Genomic DNA, 13,688 nt, shown 5'->3' with positions numbered 1-13,688 from the left:
CTCGTCGGCGCCGCGCTGCGGCGACGCGGCGACAATCTACACACCGGATCCATGGACGAGATGACGCTCGCGGTACACCTGCAGCGATCTCTGCGCTCCGTCGATCGTCGCGGGCCTCGCGGGATGCGCCGCGGCGGGCGGCAGCGGCGGCGGTCGCTCGGGCTCGATCGCGGGAGGCGGTCGCGGCGGCCGGGGTCTCCGCGACCGCGTCGTTGCCTCGCCGGCGGTCTCGCCGCTGCGGCTGGCGAGACTGCTGCGCTATATCTTCGGCGTGGGCGAGCCGGCGTATACGGTCGCTTCCCCGACCCCCGCGGTCCCGGAGGCGCTGACCGCGGTCGTCAAGGCGTCGCAGGCGATCTCGAAGGAGGTCACCTGGGACCGCCTCGCCCGTCGCTTGCTCGAGGTCGGCCTCGAGCAGAGCGGGGCGGACCGCGGCTGTCTGATCGGCGTCGAGCGAGGCGAGCTCGTGGTCGCGGCGGACGGGAGGGCCGACGAGCACGGCGTGCGGACCGAGCTGCTCCCGTCGCTCCCGCTGGCGGGTTCGGGGCGGGCGCCGACGTCGGTCGTGCAATTCGTCGGGCGCACGCGGGAGCGAGTGCTGCTCGCCGACGCCGCCGTGAGCGGCTCGTTCGCCCACGACGAGTACTTCGGCGCCTGCCGCCCCCGGTCGCTGCTGTGTCTGCCGATCCTGCGCGCGGCCGAGGTGTGCGCGGTGCTGTACCTCGAGAACGAGCGCGACTGCGGGGGGTTCACCGACGAGCGGCTGACCGTGCTCGAGCTGATCGCTGCCCAGGGCGCGATCGCGTACGACAACGTCCAGCTGATCGCACGCCTCGAGCAAGAGAACGTCGAGCGCCGCCGCGCCGAGGCCTGCCTCGAGGAGCGCTGCGCGCTGCTGCAGCAGATCATCGACAACACGACGGCGGTGATCTGCATGAAGGATCTCGCGGGGCGCCTGTTGCTCGTCAATCGCAGGTTCGCGGAGCTCATGCACGCCGATGTCGAGAGCATGCGCGGCAAGACGGACTATGACTATTTCTCGCGGGAGCAGTCCGACATCTTCCGCGCCAGCGACCTGAGGGTGCTGCGCGAGAACCGTCCGCTCGAGGTCGAGGAGACGTTCGAGTTCGGCGAGGGGCTCCAGACGTATCTCTCGCTCAAGTTCCCGGTCGCCGATTCGGCGGGGCGAGTCTGCGCGATCTGCCTGATCTCCACCGACATCACCGGACGGAAGCGGGCCGAGGAGCGGCTGCGCAGCAGCGTCTCGCTGCTCGAGGCGACCTTCGACTCGACGGCGGACGGCATCCTGGTCGTCGACCGCGAAGGGCGCCTGATCCAGTTCAACCGCAAGCTGGCGGACATGCTGCCGAGCTGCGCCGAGATGTTGCGGCGCCGTGGACACGAGCGTCCGGTCCTCGAGGCGGGGCTGGTGCGCGAGCCCGAGGCGTACCTCGCCCGGATCCGCTGGCTGCTCGCGCACCCCGACGCGAACAGCCTCGACATCATCGAGCTGAAGGACGGGCGGATCTTCGAGCGCTATTCGCAGCCGCAGAAGCTCGACGGTCGGGCCGTCGGGCGCGTCTGGAGCTTCCGCGACGTCACGACCCGCGTCCACGCCGAGCGTGAGCGCGACCGGGCGCTGCTCGACGAGCGGCGCTCTCGCGGCGCGGCAGAGGAGGCGGTCCGCTTGCGCGACGAGTTCCTGGTGGTGGCCTCGCACGAGCTCAGGACGCCGCTGACGAGCCTCCAGCTGGCGATCGAGCGGCTCGGTCGCCAGCTCAGCACCGGCGCGTCGCCGCTGGTGAAGCGCGCGCTGGAGGTCTGCACGCGTCAGAGCCAGCGGATGGCCAGCCTGGTCGAGCTGTTGCTCGAGGTCGGCCGCGTCCAGGCCGGCCGGCTCGCGCTCCATCGCGGTCGGGTCGACCTCGGCGCGCTCGCGGAGGACGTGACGCGCCAGCTCGCGGAGGACATCGCGCGCTCGGGCTGCGAGGTGACGGTGCAGGTGGAGGAGCCGGTCGTCGGCTCGTGGGACGGCGCGCGGCTGGAGCAGGCCGTGATCAACCTGCTGGCCAACGCCCTGAAGTTCGGCGCGGGTCGGCCGATCGAGATCAGGGTCGGACGGACCGACGATACGGCGCTGCTGACGTTGACCGACCATGGAATCGGCATCTCGTCCGAGGCGCAGGCCGCGATCTTCGAGCGCTTCGGTCGGGCGGTCTCGACGCGCCACTACGGCGGCCTGGGGCTCGGACTGTTCATCGCCCGCGCGATCGTCGAGGCGCACGGCGGCCGGGTCCGGGTCGCCAGCATCCCGGGTCAAGGCTCGACCTTCACCGTCGAGCTGCCGCTCGCGGCATGAGCCGGGTCCGCTTGACGGGTGCGGCGGCGCGTGCTCTCATCCGTGATGGCTTCAAAACTGCTGCTTACGAACATCGCACCTGCGCGTCGCTCGCTGTTCTCGCTCCTCGGCCTGCTGGTCGCGTGCGGGCCGAGCCCGGGCGGCGGCGACAGCGACACCGGCACGAATTCGACGTCGACAGCGACGATCACGACGCCGACCACGGGGGCGTTAGCGGGGTGCGCGGGGGAGGTGGTCGAGCTCATGCAGCGGCACAGCGATCCGCCGGCGCTCGCCGGCTATCAGCGGTGCGACGACGGCCTCGTCCACCGCGCCGCGGCCCGCGCGTGCGTGATGCCGCAGACGCCGTCGAATTGCCCGGAGAACGCGACGGGGCCGTGCAAGACCAATGACGATTGCACCGAGAAGCCGTTCGGCTCGTGCCAGTTCTCGTTCGACCTGCTCGAGACGTGCGGATGCGTGTACGGCTGCGAGACCGACGACGACTGCGGCGAGGGGATGGTGTGTCAGTGCGCCGGCGACGAGATCGGGACGGCGACGCGGTGCATCCCCGCGGGCTGCCGGACCGACGCCGACTGCGGTGATTTGCTGTGCGCCCTCTCGCCGGAGGACTTTTGCACGCAGACAATCGGCGAGCTGGCGTGCCAGACGCCGCAGGACGAGTGCGACGCGCATTCCGACTGCCAGGGGGTCGCGTGCGTGTTCGAGTCGATGCGCTGGCAGTGCGAGCAGGGGGCGTGCGGGCGACCCTTCGTCGTCGACGACGCGCCGGTGCACGCGCCGGCGGTGCCGCGAGACGACTGGCGCGGGCTGGTGGCGGCGCCGTCGGCCCCGCTCGCGCTGCGCTCGCGCCTGGCGGCCCACTGGACCCGGGTCGCAAGCTTCGAGCACGCGTCGGTGGCGTCGTTCGCCCGCTTCATCCTCGAGCTGCTGGCGATCGGCGCGCCGCCCGAATTGGTGCTCGCGGCCCAGCAGGCGCTCGCCGACGAGGTCGAGCACGCGCGGATCGGCTACGCGCTGGCGAGTGTCTATGCGGGGACCGGGATCGGGCCTGGTCCGCTCGCGTCGGCCGCGGCGACGCGAGACGGCGACGTCGACGCGCTGATCGCCGCGGCGATCGCAGAGGCCTGCGTGGCCGAGACGCTGGCGGGACTCGAGCTGGTCGAGGCCGCCGCGCACGCGCACGACCCGGGCCTGCGCCGGGTGCTGACGCGGATCGCCGGCGACGAGCAGCGCCACGCGGAGCTCGGCTGGCGGTTCGTGCAGTGGGCCCTGCAGGGGGCTGGCCCGGCCGGCCGTGCACGCGCGCAGCAGGCGTTCGCCGCCGCGATCGCGCAGGCGGATGCTGAACTTCAGGGCATGTCCGAAGATGCAGGCGAGCCGGAGCTGCGCGCCCACGGGGTGGTCGACGCGCCGCTGCGCGCGGCGGTGTGGCGCCGCGGCCTCGATGCGATGATCCGCCCGGCCGCGGCGGGGCTGTGCGCGGCGTAGGGAGCCGGCGCGTACCTGCATCTCGAGGTCGCGCTCGAACTCGAGCCCGAGGTCGTCCGGGGAAATCCGGCCGGCGACCGGCGTGGGTCGAGGCGAGCGCCGTGCCCCGCGCTATCGGGCCGTCTGGGCCCGAATTTGTGTGTTTGTCTTGACTTTGCTTTTCAATTTCATTATGAATCAGCATGGCATCCGGAAAAGGCATCCTTCTCGGCGCGCTCGGTGGTCTGCTGCTGCGCGACGCCACGGTGCGGGCGATCTGCGACGTCGCGAGCAGCTTCCGCGGGGTCGAGCTCGTGGGGCCGGGGCTGCGTGGCGTGACGTTCCATCCCGGCGACAAGCTCCAAATGTTGTTGCCGAGCCGTGACGTCCGGACCTTCACACCGCTGCGCTGGGACGCCGAGGCGGGGGCGACGGAGCTGCTCGTGTATCACCACGCGGCGAGCCCGGCGGGAGAGTGGATCCGCGGGCTGGCGGTCGGCGACCCGTGCCGCTTCGTCGGCCCGCAGCGATCGATCCGTCTGCCGGAGGCAGGGCCCGTGGTGCTGTTCGGCGACGAGACCTCGGCCGCGGTGGCGCGGGCGTTCGCGGCGGCGGCGAACGGGCGAGCGCTCGTGTGTGTGTTCGAGACCGGCGCCGAGGACGACCTGAGGAGCGCGCTCGGGGCCGATGTCTCGCGCGCGATCCTGGTGCGGCGGCGAGCCGACGAGGAGCACCTGCCCGAGCTCGTCGACCAATTGCAAGCCGAGCTCACGCGCGAGCCGGGCGCGAGCCTGGTGCTGACCGGACGTGCGCAGGCGATCCAGAAGGTGCGCGCCGGACTCAAGGCGCGCGCGCTGCCGCGACCGATCGCAAACAAGGCTTATTGGTCGCTCGGCAAGATCGGGCTCGACTGACGTCCGTACGGCCGTTGATCGCGGGCGATCAGGGGCGCATTCCGAGCGTCCTCCGCGAGGCCCACGTCCACGGCGTGTCCGCCCCCTCCCATCGGAAGCGTGCCCAGTCCGCGAAGTGCGGATGCTCCTCGCGCCAGGTCGCGTACTCCGGTGCGCGGCCGAAGGCGACGCCCTCGAACGACCAGGCGTGCGCGAACAGCTCGGCGCCGTCGCTGCAGCGCAGGAGTACGGCCGCGATCCTGGCCTCGCGCAGGGCGTCCTCGTCCTGGGCGACCAGCTCGAGCGCGGAGATCCGGGCGGGCTCGCGGGCGGGGTCGAGTATGAAGCCCTCGCCGCCGAGGATGCACATGTCTTCGGCGCTGCCGCCATCGACCCGAACGGGCAACTCGAGGCGCGCGGCCGGGGTCGCCGTCAGGACGCCCTGAGCGTTCTCGAACCAGACGACCCCGTCGGTGAGTTCGAGCCAGAACCCCGCGAGCAGATACGGCCGGTAGAATGGCAGCGGAAGCTCCTCTGAATGACGGAGCCCGAGCACGAGCACGTTGCTCAGCCCCCCTCGCGCAAGCGCGGCGAGCGTGCTGTCGAGGGGCGCGGCGGGCATCACGGCGAATGTAGCATCGCCCCATCGCCACGTGTCCTCGCAACGGCCACCCGGCTCATGGGATATCGGCCCACGCTTCGAGGGCCTGGAGCGAGCTAGCCCTGGGGGAAGCCGGTCTGGCAGTCGGTGAGCGGGCCGGCGAAGCCGGTGTCGCCGGGCGGGTTGCCGCTGGCGAGGGTCGGGCCGGTGGCGAGCACGGGCGAGAGCATCAGCGTCAGCGGGTCGGCCTCGTACACCTCGGCGTCGACGCTGAGCACGTAGAGGCGCGAGACGGCGTCGTCGAACAGCGGGCCGCCGAGGGTGTGGATCCCGTAGGTGCCGCCGGTGCCGAGCATCGAGCCGGTGCCGGTGGTGTAATCGAGGCTGTAGATCGCGCCGGAGTCGATGCCGAAGCCGGGGTTGTCGATCACCTTGCCGCCGGCGTCGATGCCCGGGGCCATGTCGTCGATGTCGGCCGAGACGGCGACCTGGAGGTCGGTGATCACCTCGTAGGCGAGGTCGCCGGCGAGGTAGTCCCCGGTGAAGCGCAGCAGGCGGTTGCCGGTGTTGCTGACGCTGTCGAGGCCGGTGTCCATGAGGTAGACGCGGCCGTCGCAGTCGGTGTAGAGCGCCTCGATGTAGATGCCGTCGGGCATGTCGCCGAGCATCACGAGCTCGACGTCCTCGCCGGCGGTCGGCGGCTGCGGGATGTGGAACAGCCGGGTCTGCCCGTCGACGCCGCGCCCGCCGAGCAGCGAGCCGTCTTCGAGCATGGTGAGGCTGCACGAGTTGACGACGCCGGCGATCGTCGGGTCGTTGACGATCGTGCTGGTGACGAGCTGCGCGACGGCGCCGTCGGCCGGATCGAGCTCGATGTAGACCAGCAGATCCTCGACCGAGTACCACAGCTGCGGCAACGGGAGCGGCGGAGCGACCGGCATGTCGGGGAGCGCGCCGAGGTCGAAGATCGGTCCGTCGCCGGTCGGGCCGCTGCTCGTGCTGGTGCTGCTGGCGTCGTCGCCGGTGCTGCTGCCGGTGGTGCTCGTGGTGGTGCCGGTGGTCGGGGTGACCGGCTCGGTCGTCGAACCGAGCGTCTCCGCGGACATGGTGGCGAGCCCCGTCGCCGAAGTGTCGCGCCCGTCCGGTGAACCGCACGCCAGGGCCAGGACCATCCACGCACCCGTCAGTTCTCGCTGCATCGCCGACCTCGTGGCGGCGATGATAAGGCATCGCCGCGCCCGCCGCCTGCGCGCGCGCGCCCGCGCCGTGGTAGGGATCCGCATGGCCCTCACGGCGACGCTCTACCACCTGCAGATCAGCCTCTCGGACGTCGACCGCGGGGTGTACGAGGACCTCGACCTGCGGCTCGCACGCCACCCGTCGGAGAGCCTGCGCTTCATGCTGACGCGGACGATCGCGTACTGCCTGAGCCTCGCGGAGGGCATCGCCTTCAGCAAGGACGGCATCGCCTCGACCGACGACGCGCCGATCGCGGTGCGCGACCCGACCGGCGTGCTGCTCGAGTGGATCGACGTCGGCAGCCCGTCGGCCGAGCGCCTGCACAAGGCGACGAAGGCGGCCCGCCGCGTGTCGCTGTTCACGGCGACGCCGCTGACGCAGCTGCGCCGCGAGGCGGCGGCGATCCACAAGGTCGAGACGATCGCGGTGTGGCGGCTCGAGCCGGCGTTCCTCGACGCGCTCGAGGCGAGCATCGACCGCAAGTGCAAGCTCGAGCTCGTGCGCACCGACGGGCAGCTCTACGTGACGATCGGCGGGACGTCGATCGAGGGGCCGATCACCCGCGAGTCGCTCGTCGAGGCGTGAGGGCGCGCGTCACTCGTCGCAGGTGTCGGGCAGGTCGAGGTCGCAGGCGACGTCCTGCAGCCACGGCGGCAGCCAGCCCTCGGGGTTGGGCTGGAACGGGGTCGAGCCGGCGGTGAAGCAGGCGATCAAGTTCGCGGTCGTGGGGTCGGCGAGGCAGTCGTCGAAGAACTGCGCCGGCTGCAGCTGCATGCGGCGGAACCGCGCGTAGGTGGCGATGCAGCAGGTCTTGTAGTCCCACTCCCAGTCCATGCGGACGACGTCGCTGCCGACGAGGCTGATGGTCGCGCGGATGGCGATCCCCGAGTCGCCGAAGAAGCCCTGCGGGTCACCCCAGGTGATCTTCAGGCGCCCGGGGGTGCGGTCGCGCAGGGCCTGCAGCACGCACAGGGCGTCGGCCTCGCTCTCGACGACCTCGTAGTCGTCGGAGCCCTGGGTCTTGATCTCGATAGGCGGGCACAGGTCGGGGCCGCCGCAGTCGGTCGGCTCGAGGTTGCGGCACGGGTCGACGCAGGGGCCGCCGACCTCGCTCTCGCAGTCGTACGTGATCTCGTTGATGCACGGGTTGGGCGCGCAGAACGAGGGCGGGTCGGCGCCCTCGGTGGTGTCCGGGGTGGTCGTGCCGGTCGGCGCTTCGGTGGTGTTCGTCGAGGTGGTCGAGGTCGTCGAGGTCGTCGGATCGGCCTGCGTGGTCGGGTCGGGCGCGGTCGTCTCGTCGGTCTCGCTGGTGGACTCGGTCGCCCCGTCGGTGGCGCCCTTGCCCGGGCCGCACGCGGCCGGCACGACCGCGACGAGGAGTAGGTTCAGTAAGTTCGTTCGCATGCGGGCGAAGTTACGACATCATGGGTGATTGGTGCGGGCAATCGGTCGCCGACGAGCCCGGCAGAGCGACTCAGGTCGTCGCGCGGCGATCGGGGCGGCGCTGCCGGAGCGCCGCCTCGACGTCGCGGATGGCGGCCTGCAGGGTGCCGCGCGTGACGAGGCCGCCGAGCTCGCCGAGCGACGCGAGCGTGTCGGCGACGTCGGGGCGGATGCCGGTCACCACCACGCGTGCGCCGAGCAGCTGGACGGCGCGCGCGATCCGGACGAGGCCCTCGGCGGCCGCGACGTCGATCGCCGGTACGCCGGTGATGTCGACGATCGCAGCCTTCGCGCGCGCGGCCGCGATCCCTTGCAGGAGCGTGTCCTGGGCCTGGTCGATGCGCGCGGCGTCGAGCCGACCGACGAGCGGCATGACGACGATGTCGTCGCGGATCGGGATCAGCGGGGTCGAGAGCTGCAGCAGCGCGGCCTCCTGCTCGCGCAGCAGCTCCTGCTGACGGATGCTGTCGCGCAGCACCTGCTCGTGGCGCATCTGCTCGGTGATGTCGCGACACACGACGACGACGGCGTCGTCCGACATCGGCGAGGCGTTGGCGCTGAACCACAGCTCCTGGCCGGCGATGTGCCGGCTGTAGACCATGTTGACGATCCGGCGCTCGGCGAGCGCGCGGCGGATGTCGGCGAGGAAGGCGTCGGCGGAGCCGGGCGGCAGGACGTCGTGCATGCGCTTGCCGAGGAACTCGGGCGCGGGCTTGTAGGCCATGCCGGGCGCGGTCTCGGGCAGCCGCAGGTAGCGACCGTCGCGGTCGAGGACCAGCACGGCGTCGGTCATGGCGGCGAACATGGCCCGCAGCTCGGCCTCGGAGGCGCGCAAGGTCGCGACCTCGCGCTCGAGCTCGGCGAAGCGCCCGCGTACGCGCGCGAGCTCGGCGACGGGGTCGGCGACGGGGTCGACGTCGGTCATGACGGGCGGCAATGTATCGCAGTCCGACGCGCGAGACGGCGCGACGCAGCCGACGTCCCGCGGTCACCGGCGGTCGGCTCGAGGACCAGGAGCTCAGGTGTGCTCCGAGACCATCGAGATTGCGGCCGCATCGAGCACTCCGTCGAGGAGTCCCTCACGCCGCGGCGTGACCCTTCGCAAGGCAAGGCATGTGTCGGCGCGTGTCTCGGGATGCTAGGGTCAGCGTGACGGTCGTGCGCCGTGTGCTGTCAATTCGGCTCGATGCCGCGGAGTGTTACCAGAGCGACGTGATCACAGGCACGCCGCCGATTCGAAGCGGCTCTTGATCCCCTCGGACGGCCCGTGCACGTTCATCGGGCTGCGTAGCGAGGTCGTCTGGGTCGTACAGGCGCGCATGAAGCACGCCGACATGAAAGAGTGGAGCGCGAGCGCGCATGTCCGAGCGGACATGTCCTTTTTAAAAAGAATATGGGTTACTTGGTCAGCGCGAGCACGACCGACTCGGCGCTCTTGCAGGTCGGCTCGCAGTCGGGGCCGTTGGGCTGCGACTCGCTGTAGGCCGGCGCGTACACGCCCTCGCCGAGCAGCGCGTCGTCCTGCTGGACCTTGACGGTGACCGACTTCGGGGTCTTGCCGTGCGCGAGCTCGACGTAGTTGAGCTTGTGCGCCGAGGGCTCGAGCGCGCAGCCCTCGCGGCCGAGGATCACCTGCGAGGACTCGGGACACGGGGACGGCGCGTCGCACTGCAGCGGCATCGTGACGCTGCACTCGATCGTCTCGCCGTCGGCCACCACGGTGACCTCGTAGTCGCCCGCCGGCCAGGCGGCGCGCTGGAGCTCGACCTGAAACGCGGCGCCGCAGCCGATCGCCGTGCAGGACTGGGTTTCGCAGCCGGTGGTGAAGAGGCCGGCGAGCAGCGCTGCGAGGACGAGCTTCGTGGGCATGGTGATGGCAGGGTAGCACGCGCGGCGGGGCGCTCGCCGGCCGGCAGCGAGCACACGGTCGGTGGCGGCCCGAGCGGGGCAAGAACGAGAGCGCGGTCGATCGGGTGCGCTTGGGCGGCGCTGGCAGAGCTCGCGCATCAGGCCGAGCTCGGCTCGTCGCTCGGGCGCGCGGGCAGGAGTTTGCGCTGCAGCAGCGCCAGCACCTGCTGCAGCGCGGCGTGGGTCGGCTCGCCGGGCTCGTCGACGAGGCCGCCGGTGAGCACCGAGTGGTGCTTCTTCAGCAGCTCCTCGGGGTGGCCGTCGCGCTGGTCGAGCTCGACGGCGACGAAGCCGTCGCCGAGGCGCTCGCGCAGGAACGCGAACCGCTCGGCAGGCACGAGCGGGTCGCCGTGGAAGCGCAGACCGAGGACCCGCAGGCCGTCGCGGGCGCAGCGATCGGCGACCGTGGCCAGCTCGTGCGGACCGCAGTCGATGGTCCGCCGCTGCCGCGCGGTGAGCCCGAGCGGCAAGGAGGGCTGCGACAGCACCGGCACGAGCACGCGCGGCTCGGTCGCCATGGCGAGGGCGAAACCCCCCGTGAAGCACATGCCGATCGCGCCGACGCCGGGCCCGCCGCAGCGCTCGTGCTCGTGGACCGCGAGCGCGCGCAACCAGTCGACGACGGGCGAGCTGCGGCCGGTCGCCAGCATGGTGAACTCGCGGCTGACGCACACGTCGTAGACCACCCGCGCGGCGCTCCGCAGGCGGGCAGGCGCGGCGGCCCGCGCGAGGTCGAAGCCGGGCACCCCGAACAGCTGCGGCAGCGCGACGCTGAAGCCGAGCGCCACCAGCCGATCGGCGAAACCCAGCATCTGCGGCGAGATGCCGGGCATCTCGGTGATCACGAGGACGGCGGGACCGCTGCCCTTGCGGTACACGGGGTGGACGACGCCGCCGCGCGCGAACGACTCGCAGGCGTAGGTCGACAGGTCACCCTCGGGGGCTTTCTTCTTGGCGGTCATGCGCGCAGGGCATGATGCCCGAGTCCGCGGGACGCCGCACGCGCCGACGCGGAACGTGGAGCCGTGCTGGTGATGTCGCGCTCGGACAGAAGTTCAAAATTAGAGAGAAGATCTTGATAGAGGACGGACGTCGGAGTCGAGCTAATCTACCGTAAACAGCCGAGCTCCACAGCCCTCGGCCATCTCGATCTCGATCTCGATGTCGTCATGTGTGCCAGGGATTCCATCCACCCCCAAAGAACCCAGGACGAGCATATCTTTGGAGGAGCCCTTCCTGAGCGCCAGGGGGCGACCCCAGGCGTCGTCGGTGCGAAATGGCTCGCTTTCGGGGGTGATCTCCCATGTGTTTTCACCGACCACGGGAGGACAAAGGCCCTTGACCGTGTAGTTCAAATGGAGTGATCTCGAATTGAGCTTGAGAATGGCCAGGGTCGGGCCTCTGGTGTCCGGAATGCTGTGCTCACATGACAGTGAGATCAGGCCCATGAGCAGCCCGATAACGGTGCGTCGTGAGTGCATGGGCGAATTGCCATCGCCTGTGAGGATTTGCTTCGCGGCGGCCACGTGGGAGGCCGGGTGACGGAAACGCGACGGCGAGCTGCGCGATGCGTCCTTCACGGCCCGACGTGGCTGGCGTCGCCCTTGAGCAGCTGGCGGAACCACTCGCGGAACTCGACCCCGTCGACGATGGTGTTCGAGAACTCGGAGCCGAAGAGGAAGACGTGGCGGTCGTTGTCGCCGACGAGGTAGGTGCTCCAGGCGCCGGCGGGGTCGGCGATGTAGTTGTCGCGCAGGTCGACCAGACCGGCCTCGAACTGGGCGGCGGGGAGGTTGATGGTCTTCGGCATGCACTCGTCGTTGCCGTAGCCGAAGAAGAAGCGGATGATGAGGTCGCCGGTGGAGGAGACGAGGCCGAGCTGGCGCTTGGAGTATTTTTTGCCGAGCCAGTGGGCCAGGCCGGCCATGCCGCCGCCCTCGCTGGGGAAGCATTCGTCGCAGTCCTGCGGGAGGGTGTCGTCGAAGCCCCACAGGTCGCTCCATTGCTGCTGCAGGCACGGGGCGAGCACGTCGTCGGGGAGCGGGGGGCCGGAGTCGTCGAGGAGGGTGACGCGGGCCTTGGGGAAGGCGCGGGCGATCCGGTCGAAGTTGACGCCGGCCCCGAAGCCGCCGGCGCTCGAGCCGGTGACGAGCACGTTGGGCGCGGCGCCGAAGGTCGGGACGATCCGCTCGAGGTAGGCGCCGATGTTGCGGTAGCCGACGAACTGCTGCACGCCCTCGACGCCGGGGATCTCGACGTCGGTGCGAGCGCCGGCGTGCACGTCGCCGGTGCAGTAGGGCACGTAGACGAAGTTCCAGTCGCCGACCGGGTTGATCTCGGGGTCCTCTTCGAGCACCCCGCCGGAGGGCAGGGCCCACGGGTCGTAGCTCGCCTCGTTGTTGGCGCAGGTCAGGGCGTTGAAGCAGGCGCCGCCACCCTCGAGGTAGATGACGAGGCCGGGGCCCTCGCCGTAGCGGACCCACGCGCCGGCGTTGCTGCCGTCGCGGCAGAACGCGTCGGGGAACTCGTACCAGTCCCACCAGCCGAAGCCGTTCCAGTCGAACGGCTCGCCGTCGTACTGCTCGGGCCCCGGCTGGTCGGCCGACTCGCCGGTGCTGGTGCTGCTGCCCTCGCCGTCGCCGCCGGTCGGCTCGGTCGTGGTGGCGCCGGTGGTGCCGCTCGTGGTCGGGTCGGCGGCCTCGGTGCCGGTCGTGCTGTCGGAGGTGCCGGTGCTGCTGGTGGTGCCGGGCTGGCCGGTGTCGACCTCGGCGTCCGGGTCGGAGCAGGCGACGGCGGGCATCAGCGACGCGAACGATGTGGCGAGGAGGACGCGCGACGAGGTGGTCATAAATATGTGCGAGGCGAAGGCGGGGACGGGCGAGGCGGACGGCCCCATGCGCGGGTAATCTGTCTCTCGAGGAAGGTCGCGCGGCGCGAGGCCGCGGCGAGTAGACTGCATAGCAGAGCGGGCAGGCCGAGGCGAGGTGGCGCGTGCGGCTGCGCGAGGCGCGAGGGGGCGCGTCAGGGCCCGAACACGCCGTCGAGCCGATCGGACCGGCCCCGAGATGTGTTCGGCCCGTCGCCGAGGCTGATGCCCCCTGGAAGCGGCCGGTGACGCCGACCCGACCGGTGGCCGATCCTGCCACCCCGAGGCGCCTCGCTTCCACACGTGCGCGCCGGAGGGCGCGAGGCCACGGCCGTCGGAGCTCGGCGGGCCGCCGCCGAGCTGGCGGATGTCGGTGACGTCGCCGGTGATGAGGAAGGCGTCGTCGGAGCTCCGATGGTCGAGCGAGCCGCCGGCGAGATCGATGGTGCCCCTGAACTCGCGGGTCTCTGCGATGTCGCCGGCGAGCCGACGGCGAGGAGCATGACGTCGCGGACCTCGAGCGTATACGTCACGCTCCTCTTCGGCGGAGTGCTGCGGGCCGAGACGAGGTAGGCGGCGATGGGGGCGTGGAGGTCGCCCGGGTCGCGCGCGAGTCTTCGCTCCGGGCCTCGTCGACCGGCCCGGTCGCGCCGAGCTCCTCGAGCAGCGACAGCGCGAGGAGCGGGCAGAACGAGACAGTGTCGTCGACGAGCGCGCGAACGGCCAGCTCGATCTCGGCGCCCTTGAGAGCATTCACTTTCACGGAATGGATTGCGCTCGACATGGGGCGAGCGCAGCATGGAGCGCGCGCGAAAAACGTTCGAGCGAAAATGAGTCCGGGGCGCCACGGTCAATGTCCGTAGTCCCCCCGATGCTGAATTACAGGCCCTGGCCCGAGCGCCCGGAGGA

Annotated in this window: 13 protein-coding genes; 4 read left to right on the top strand and 9 right to left on the bottom strand. The window is 71.1% G+C overall.

Annotated features, from left to right (window positions below; all coding sequences use genetic code 11):
- Positions 1-271: 271 nt before the first annotated feature.
- The 3 genes from K7C98_RS07960 (at position 272) to K7C98_RS07950 (ending at position 4,743) form a co-directional block, all read left to right on the top strand.
- The gene (locus tag K7C98_RS07960) at positions 272-2,359 is read left to right on the top strand and encodes an ATP-binding protein (protein ID WP_224190973.1); all 2,088 of its coding nucleotides are present in this window, start codon (positions 272-274) and stop codon (positions 2,357-2,359) included.
- Between the two features lie 45 nt (positions 2,360-2,404).
- Positions 2,405-3,850, top strand: coding sequence for a ferritin-like domain-containing protein (locus K7C98_RS07955; protein WP_224190972.1), 1,446 nt, complete (start codon positions 2,405-2,407; stop codon positions 3,848-3,850).
- A gap of 182 nt (positions 3,851-4,032) precedes the next feature.
- A complete protein-coding gene (locus tag K7C98_RS07950; RefSeq protein WP_224190971.1) occupies positions 4,033-4,743 on the top strand; it encodes a siderophore-interacting protein in 711 nt (236 codons plus the stop codon).
- A gap of 28 nt (positions 4,744-4,771) precedes the next feature.
- Here K7C98_RS07950 and K7C98_RS07945 read toward each other — a convergent pair whose 3' ends face one another.
- Together K7C98_RS07945 and K7C98_RS07940 are read right to left on the bottom strand one after the other, a co-directional pair.
- Positions 4,772-5,344, bottom strand: coding sequence for a hypothetical protein (locus K7C98_RS07945; RefSeq protein WP_224190970.1), 573 nt, complete (start codon positions 5,342-5,344; stop codon positions 4,772-4,774).
- Between the two features lie 95 nt (positions 5,345-5,439).
- Complete coding sequence (locus tag K7C98_RS07940) at positions 5,440-6,522, bottom strand: hypothetical protein (protein ID WP_224190969.1); 1,083 nt, start codon at positions 6,520-6,522, stop codon at positions 5,440-5,442.
- A gap of 82 nt (positions 6,523-6,604) precedes the next feature.
- Between K7C98_RS07940 and K7C98_RS07935 the strand changes: the two genes are divergently transcribed.
- Positions 6,605-7,147 carry a YaeQ family protein gene (locus K7C98_RS07935; protein ID WP_224190968.1) on the top strand — a complete coding sequence of 181 codons (543 nt, stop codon included), beginning with the start codon at positions 6,605-6,607 and terminating at the stop codon, positions 7,145-7,147.
- 9 nt (positions 7,148-7,156) lie between these two features.
- Here K7C98_RS07935 and K7C98_RS07930 read toward each other — a convergent pair whose 3' ends face one another.
- The 7 genes from K7C98_RS07930 to K7C98_RS07900 all read right to left on the bottom strand — a co-directional run bounded on the left by K7C98_RS07930 (position 7,157) and on the right by K7C98_RS07900 (position 12,761).
- Positions 7,157-7,966 (bottom strand): hypothetical protein, encoded by an 810-nt coding sequence (locus K7C98_RS07930; RefSeq protein WP_224190967.1) that lies wholly within the window; start codon positions 7,964-7,966, stop codon positions 7,157-7,159.
- Positions 7,967-8,036: 70 nt separating this feature from the next.
- On the bottom strand, positions 8,037-8,930 hold the full coding sequence (locus tag K7C98_RS07925; RefSeq protein WP_224190966.1) for a PAS domain-containing protein: 894 nt from the start codon (positions 8,928-8,930) through the stop codon (positions 8,037-8,039).
- Between the two features lie 291 nt (positions 8,931-9,221).
- Complete coding sequence (locus K7C98_RS07920; protein WP_224190965.1) at positions 9,222-9,380, bottom strand: hypothetical protein; 159 nt, start codon at positions 9,378-9,380, stop codon at positions 9,222-9,224.
- Between the two features lie 23 nt (positions 9,381-9,403).
- On the bottom strand, positions 9,404-9,874 hold the full coding sequence (locus K7C98_RS07915) for a hypothetical protein (RefSeq protein WP_224190964.1): 471 nt from the start codon (positions 9,872-9,874) through the stop codon (positions 9,404-9,406).
- Positions 9,875-10,011: 137 nt separating this feature from the next.
- On the bottom strand, positions 10,012-10,875 hold the full coding sequence (locus K7C98_RS07910) for a dienelactone hydrolase family protein (protein ID WP_224190963.1): 864 nt from the start codon (positions 10,873-10,875) through the stop codon (positions 10,012-10,014).
- A gap of 141 nt (positions 10,876-11,016) precedes the next feature.
- Entirely contained in the window at positions 11,017-11,493 is a 477-nt protein-coding gene (locus K7C98_RS07905) for a hypothetical protein (protein ID WP_224190962.1), read from the bottom strand.
- The gene (locus tag K7C98_RS07900; protein ID WP_224190961.1) at positions 11,490-12,761 is read right to left on the bottom strand and encodes a pectinacetylesterase family protein; all 1,272 of its coding nucleotides are present in this window, start codon (positions 12,759-12,761) and stop codon (positions 11,490-11,492) included. Before K7C98_RS07900 ends, K7C98_RS07905 begins: the two co-directional genes overlap by 4 nt.
- Positions 12,762-13,688: the final 927 nt, after the last annotated feature.

The organism is Nannocystis pusilla (assembly GCF_020073745.1).
Taxonomy (GTDB): Bacteria; Myxococcota_A; Polyangia; order Nannocystales; family Nannocystaceae; genus Nannocystis; species Nannocystis radixulma.
The sequence above is the reverse complement of the archived record's forward strand: the minus strand, read 5'-3'. Positions and strand labels throughout refer to the sequence as shown.

Bases quoted from the DNA above. Each gene is read 5' to 3' on its own strand.
- K7C98_RS07955 (WP_224190972.1), top strand. From the start codon at position 2,405: ATGGCTTCAAAACTGCTGCTTACGAACATCGCACCTGCGCGTCGCTCG.
- K7C98_RS07950 (WP_224190971.1), top strand. From the start codon at position 4,033: ATGGCATCCGGAAAAGGCATCCTTCTCGGCGCGCTCGGTGGTCTGCTG.
- K7C98_RS07945 (WP_224190970.1), bottom strand. From the start codon at position 5,344: ATGCCCGCCGCGCCCCTCGACAGCACGCTCGCCGCGCTTGCGCGAGGG.
- K7C98_RS07940 (WP_224190969.1), bottom strand. From the start codon at position 6,522: ATGCAGCGAGAACTGACGGGTGCGTGGATGGTCCTGGCCCTGGCGTGC.
- K7C98_RS07935 (WP_224190968.1), top strand. From the start codon at position 6,605: ATGGCCCTCACGGCGACGCTCTACCACCTGCAGATCAGCCTCTCGGAC.
- K7C98_RS07930 (WP_224190967.1), bottom strand. From the start codon at position 7,966: ATGCGAACGAACTTACTGAACCTACTCCTCGTCGCGGTCGTGCCGGCC.
- K7C98_RS07925 (WP_224190966.1), bottom strand. From the start codon at position 8,930: ATGACCGACGTCGACCCCGTCGCCGACCCCGTCGCCGAGCTCGCGCGC.
- K7C98_RS07920 (WP_224190965.1), bottom strand. From the start codon at position 9,380: ATGTCCGCTCGGACATGCGCGCTCGCGCTCCACTCTTTCATGTCGGCG.
- K7C98_RS07915 (WP_224190964.1), bottom strand. From the start codon at position 9,874: ATGCCCACGAAGCTCGTCCTCGCAGCGCTGCTCGCCGGCCTCTTCACC.
- K7C98_RS07910 (WP_224190963.1), bottom strand. From the start codon at position 10,875: ATGACCGCCAAGAAGAAAGCCCCCGAGGGTGACCTGTCGACCTACGCC.
- K7C98_RS07900 (WP_224190961.1), bottom strand. From the start codon at position 12,761: ATGACCACCTCGTCGCGCGTCCTCCTCGCCACATCGTTCGCGTCGCTG.